Genomic DNA, 5,870 nt, shown 5'->3' on the forward strand with positions numbered 1-5,870 from the left:
AGCGGGGCGATGGAGGGCCTGTGCTCAGTCCCGCAGCAGTTCGTTGATGCTGGTCTTGGCGCGGGTGCGCTCGTCGACCCGCTTGACGATCACGGCGCAGGCGGTGGAGGGGCCGGGCTGGCCGTTCTTCAAGGGCCGGGCCGGCAGATTGCCGGGCACCACGACGGCATATTCCGGCACTTCGCCGATGAAGGTTTCGCCAGTGTCGCGGTCGACGATCTTGGTGGAGGCGCCGAGGAACACGCCCATCGACAGCACCGCGCCCTTGCGCACGATGACGCCTTCGGCGACCTCCGAGCGCGCGCCGATGAAGCAATCGTCCTCGATGATGACGGGTTCGGCCTGCAGCGGCTCCAGCACGCCGCCGATGCCGACGCCGCCGGAAATGTGCACGCGCTTGCCGATCTGGGCGCAGGAGCCGACCGTCGACCAGGTGTCGATCATGGTGGATTCATCGACATAGGCGCCGAGATTGACGAAGGACGGCATCAGCACCACGTTCCTGGCGATGAAGGCCGAGCGGCGCACGATGGCGCCCGGTACCGCGCGAAACCCGGCGTCGCGAAACCGGTTCTCGCCCCAGCCGTCGAATTTCGAGGGCACCTTGTCCCACCACGAGGCCTGGCCGGGGCCGCCGGCAATCGCGCTCATGTCGTTGAGCCGGAACGACAGCAGCACCGCCTTCTTCAGCCACTGATTGACCTTCCACTTGCCGCCGGCCTCGCGCTCGGCAACCCGGGCCTCGCCCTTGTCGAGCAGTTCGAGTGCGGAATCGACGGCGTCGCGAACTTCGCCCCTGGTCGCGGTCGAGACGCTGTCGCGGGCATCGAACGCAGTGTTGACGGTGGATTCGAGGGAGGTGAGAGACATCGAGATTTCCTTGGGAAGCGCGCGGGAGATTTGGGAGGCTTTTGTCGGGATTTGGAGGCGGGGAGTCAAGACTCTCTCCTCCGTCGTCCCTGCGAACGCAGGGACCCATAACCCCGGTCGTTGACGCAATGGCGCCTTGGTTCAACAAGCGAGCTAACACCACCCATAATCTTGACGGCACGGCGTGATGGTGTGGACGGCCCCCTACGGCATCGATTGTGCCAGAATGAGGTTGTTGAGATCTCAGACAAGGGAGCCGTCCGTGGACCAGATTATCCGCATTGGAATGGATACGTCGAAGCATTTTTTTTCAGCTGCATGGGGTCGATGCTTCGGAGCGGCCGGTATTGCGCAGGAAGCTGCGGCGCAACGAGGTGTTGACGTTTTTTGCCAGGCAATCACCGACCCTCATTGGAATGGAAGCCTGCGGCGCCGGGCATTACTGGGCACGGGAGCTGCGCAACCTCGGGCACGAGGTGAAGCTGATCGCGCCGCAGCACGTGAAGGCTTACGTTAAACGCAACAAGAACGACGGGCGTGACGCCGAAGCACTATGCGAGGCGATGAGCCGGCCGACGATGCAGTTTGTGCCGGTGAAGAGCCAGGAGCAGCAGGCGGCCCTGATGCTGATGGGAGTTCGCCAGCAGTTGATGACCAGGCGCACCCAGCTCAGCAACGCAATCCGGGGTTATGCGGCGGAGTTCGGCTTGATCACCGCAAAGGGTCTCGTCAAGGTAGAGCCGCTGTTGGCGCAGATCGCCCGGGATGAGAGCCTGCCTGCGCTGGCGCGCGAGATGTTTGCGCTGCAAGGCCGCGACTATGCACGGTTGCAGATCGAACTGAAGGCAGTCGAGGCCCGGCTGATGGCCTGGCACCGCGCCAATGCCGACAGTTGCCGATTGGCAAAGATTCCGAGTATCGGGCTGATCGGCGCCACCGCTTTGGTCATGAAGGCGCCCGATCCTCACCTGTACCCGTCCGGCCGGCATTTTTCTGCCTGGATCGGGTTGACCCCGAAAGATCATTCCACCGCCGGAAAGACCCGGATCGGCAAGATTACCCGCGCAGGAGATGAGATGCTGCGCAGTGTCTTGGTGGCGGGAGCCACCTCCGTGATCCAACAGGCGAAGAAGGGCCGCGGCCGTCCGTCGCCCTGGCTCGTTGCATTGCTGGCGCGCAAGCCGCCGAAGCTCGCCGCGGTGGCACTTGCCAACAAGACTGCCCGCATTGCCTGGAAGCTGCTGACGACGGGCGAGAGTTACGACGGCGCGCGCATGCCTGTGGCATCAAAGCTCGCCGCCTAAGAGATCAGTCGGTTGGTAGTTCCAACCGGTTGAGCCGGAGCTGCAAAAGGAGACAGATGGTAGGATCGATCGATCCGGGTGCGAGACAATCCGTGGGACCCATTGGCCTGTAGAGGTCGCTGGCGTGTTTGGAACTCGCGTCGCGGAAAACCATCTTGGCCAGCGGCCTACCAGCCGCACCAACAGGCCGGACATATGGATGCAAGCGATCCGATCAGACTATCGAAAAACTCTTGCGGCGCGGGGGCCGTCCACATATGGGTCCCCGCGTTCGCAGGGACGACGGCTCAGGGTGTTGCGAGCACCTTCTGCAAAAACCCGGTCAAATCATCCGTGACATGATCGACATAGACAGCGCCGCGGCCTTCCAGTTCCCAGTCCTCGCGCACCACTTCCTGTGAGCCGTCGGGCACCACCAGCACGGTGGTCATGCCGAGCTGGTGCGGCACTACTAGGTTGCGCGCGAGATCCTCGAACATCGCCGAGCTGGCGGGGTTGACGCCGTGATCCCGCAGGAATTTCTGGTAGGTCTGCGGCGCCGGCTTCGGCTCCAGTTCGGCCGCAATGATGTCGAACACCGCCTCGAAATGTTCTCCAATGCCGAGCCGCGCCAGCACGGCTGCTGCGTGGTCGGTGGAGCCGTTGGTCAGGATCAGCTTGCGTCCGGGAAGCCTCGCGATCGCAGCCCCCATCGCGGGGTTGGGCTCCAGCGGCGAATGGTCGATCCTGTGCACATAAGCGAGATAGTCGTCGGCGCGCACGCCGTGCTCGGTCATCATGCCGCGCATGGTGGTGCCGTAGCGGCGGTAATAATCCTTCTGGACGGTGCGGGCTTCCTCCCGCGTAATCTTCAGCCAGGCGCTGACGAACTCGCCGATCCGCGCATCGACCTGCTGCCACAGATTGACGTGATGCGGGTACAGCGTGTTGTCGAGATCGAACACCCAGGTGTCGATCTCGGTGAAGGCGCGGGGTGTTGTCATCGTGATCATCGCTCTCTCACCGGGCCGTCCCTGCGAACGCAGGGATCCAGCCACCGGCCGTTATTGTTCAAAGAATGTCTTGCCACATCCATCTGTCTCAAATCGCAACGGCACGGCGTGTGGGTTCCTACGTTCGCAGGGACGACGAAGAATGAGAACATCCCTTCACGGCATCGCGAAGCGCAGCGTCTTGCCGCCGCTGCTCATGTCGACGGCGGTGAAACCTGTCGGGTTGAGGCCGCGGTTGCCGCAGTCGTTCTGGTCGTTGACCTCGAACTTGCTCTCGCGGGTGCAGAGCTGCGTGGTGCCGCCCCAGTTCAGCGGCCGTTCCCTGAATTTGAGCGCGCGGTTCTCGCCGTCGACCGCCTCGGCGAAACTGAAGATCTGCTTCGGCTGGCCCGACACGTCGGGATGCAGGCATTTGCCGGGATCGATCCGGTACCAGCCGCGGCTGATCACGGTCTTGCCATCGTCGGTGCCGACCGCGGCCATGATCTTGTGCGGCGTGTCATTGCACCAGGTCAGGCCGGTGGTGGACGGCGATTGCACCGCGTCGATCATGGTGGCGAAGAATTTCGGCGACTGCACCACCTCGGCGGCGAGCCCCCGGGTTTTCAGGAATGCGGCCAATGCTCCCTGCGTCTTCGGGCCGTCGACGCCGTCGATCGGCGCTGCGTCATAGCCCGCGATCACCAGCAGGCGCTGGATGCCGGCGAGCCTGGCCTGCTCGTCGTCATATTCGCTGCCTTCGGCCAGATACGCCACGAGATGGCCGTCGTCGGTCTTGGTCGGATTGACCTGGGTGAACGGCGCCGGGGTCTGTCCGCCGCGGCACTGTCGGGCCGCGGCGATGACGAAATTGTCCGGTGCGATGCAGAGCGTATCGTTGCCGCTCTGCGGCACCGGCGACGAGCCGTAGACGCCGAGCGCGCGGGCATGGAGCAGGATGCGGTCGGCAGTCAGCGTGCCCTGCGCGACGACACGGCACGCCGCCGGATCGATCCGGAACCAGCCGCGCGTCGCGGTGGCGGCCTTGTCGTCGATCCCGATCGCGACCTCGACCACATAGCTCATGCGGTTGCAGAGTTTCAGGTCGGCATAGGCCGGCGCCGACGAAGCGAGGAACGAGATCGTCGCGGCCGGCAGCGCATAGGCCGTGCGCACCCAGTATCGCCGCGCCGCTGCGCGGAAACGGCGCGTCAATGGGGGGAGCGGGGCGAGGGTGGGGTTCACTTGTGGATCAGCGTGCCGGTGCCCTGGTTGGTGAACAGTTCGAGCAGCACGGCGTGCGGGGTCTTGCCGTCGATGATGACGACGCCCTCGACGCCCTGCTCGAGCGAGTAGATGCAGGTTTCAACCTTCGGAATCATGCCGCCGGAAATGGTGCCGTCGGCGATCAGTTTTCGCGCGTCCTTCACCGACAGCTCCGGAATCAGCTTCATCGACTTGTCGAGCACGCCGGGAACGTCGGTCAGCAGCAGCAGCCGCTTGGCCTTCAGCGCGCCGGCTACCGCGCCGGCAAACGTGTCGGCGTTGACGTTAAAGGTCTGTCCCGAGGCCGATGTCGCCAGCGGCGCCAGCACCGGGATCAGTTCATGACCGATCAGCTGGTTCAGCAGCGTGAGATCGACCTTCTCGGGCTCGCCGACGAAGCCGAGATCGATCACCCTTTCGATATGCGAATCCGGATCGACCATGGTGCGCGTTGCTTTCGACGCCGTCACCATGTTGCCGTCCTTGCCGCAGAGGCCGACCGCCTTGCCGCCGGCTTCGTTGATGTAGCCGACCAGCGTCTTGTTGATCGAGCCGGCCAGCACCATCTCGACGATCTCGATGGTGGCGGCATCGGTGATGCGCAGGCCGGCGGCGAATTCGGACTGAATGCCGAGCCGCTTCAGCATGGTGGCGATCTGCGGCCCGCCGCCGTGCACCACGACCGGATTGATGGCGGTCTGTTCCAGAAGCACGATGTCGCGGGCGAACGCCTTGGCGGTTTCCTCGGCGCCCATGGCATGGCCGCCATATTTGATGACGATGGTTTCCTCGTCATACTGCTGCATGTGCGGCAGCGCCTCGGACAGGATGCGGGCCTGATCGAGCGGACTGATATGCGGCGCGTCGGTCATGAAGCGGGTCTCGTCAGATTCGGGTTGGGCGGGTTCTTATCTGATTGGCGGGCGGGGCGCAAAGCATGGCTGTTGCGCCATCTACAATCGCGATAATTGCCTACTGGCGCTTCGGCCATGCTGCCGCCACGGCGAGCGCCAGCCAGCTTGCGATCAGCAGCGCGCCGCCGGTCGGCGCGGCAAAAGGAAAAAGCCCGTGGCCAGCAAAATGCCGCAGCGTCAGGTCGCCGGCGAACAGGGCGGTGGCGACGAAAAAGCCCGAGGCGGCCAGGATCCCGATCCCGAGATGAATGACGCCGCGTTCCGCCAGCGCCACCGTGCCCAGCAGCGCTGCGGCGTGAAACAGCAGCATCGACGACGCCGACGCCAGCCGCGCGGCATCGGGCTGATGCGCGGCGGCCGCCGCCAGCATGACGCCGTCGGCGCCCATCACGCCGGCCAGCACGATCAGGATCCGGGTCAGGCGCGACCTCATCGTCAGCTCCGCTCGCCGAGCAGCCGCACCATGGCGGCGCGCAATTCCGGCATTCCGGCGCCGGTGCGCGAGGAGGTCACCAGGATTTCCGGGAAGGCGGCGGGATGCTTGA

At 64.5% G+C, this 5,870-nt stretch carries 5 protein-coding genes and 2 pseudogenes; 1 reads left to right on the plus strand and 6 read right to left on the minus strand.

The window, feature by feature from the left end; genetic code table 11:
* Positions 1-24 precede the first annotated feature (24 nt).
* Positions 25-870: a 2,3,4,5-tetrahydropyridine-2,6-dicarboxylate N-succinyltransferase gene (dapD, locus tag Q8N40_RS04980; RefSeq protein ID WP_305711032.1), complete on the minus strand. Its 846-nt coding sequence runs from the start codon at positions 868-870 to the stop codon at positions 25-27.
* A 262-nt stretch (positions 871-1,132) separates the two neighbouring features.
* Between dapD and Q8N40_RS04985 the strand changes: the two are divergent.
* Positions 1,133-2,174 (plus strand): annotated as a pseudogene (locus tag Q8N40_RS04985) (IS110 family transposase).
* 287 nt (positions 2,175-2,461) lie between these two features.
* Here Q8N40_RS04985 and Q8N40_RS04990 read toward each other — a convergent pair.
* From Q8N40_RS04990 to Q8N40_RS05010, 5 genes and pseudogenes are all read right to left on the minus strand, one after another.
* Positions 2,462-3,157, minus strand: coding sequence for a pyrimidine 5'-nucleotidase (locus Q8N40_RS04990; RefSeq protein WP_305320547.1), 696 nt, complete (start codon positions 3,155-3,157; stop codon positions 2,462-2,464).
* 165 nt (positions 3,158-3,322) lie between these two features.
* Positions 3,323-4,321 carry a DUF1036 domain-containing protein gene (locus Q8N40_RS04995; protein ID WP_305711034.1) on the minus strand — a complete coding sequence of 333 codons (999 nt, stop codon included), beginning with the start codon at positions 4,319-4,321 and terminating at the stop codon, positions 3,323-3,325.
* A 65-nt stretch (positions 4,322-4,386) separates the two neighbouring features.
* Complete coding sequence (gene argB / locus Q8N40_RS05000) at positions 4,387-5,283, minus strand: acetylglutamate kinase (protein ID WP_305320542.1); 897 nt, start codon at positions 5,281-5,283, stop codon at positions 4,387-4,389.
* A 100-nt stretch (positions 5,284-5,383) separates the two neighbouring features.
* Positions 5,384-5,758 (minus strand): DUF423 domain-containing protein, encoded by a 375-nt coding sequence (locus Q8N40_RS05005; RefSeq protein ID WP_305711033.1) that lies wholly within the window; start codon positions 5,756-5,758, stop codon positions 5,384-5,386.
* Positions 5,759-5,760: 2 nt separating this feature from the next.
* Positions 5,761-5,870 (minus strand): annotated as a pseudogene (locus tag Q8N40_RS05010) (YihA family ribosome biogenesis GTP-binding protein); the annotation flags it as partial.

It is taken from the genome of Bradyrhizobium sp., from assembly GCF_030693485.1.
Taxonomy (GTDB): Bacteria; Pseudomonadota; Alphaproteobacteria; order Rhizobiales; family Xanthobacteraceae; genus Bradyrhizobium.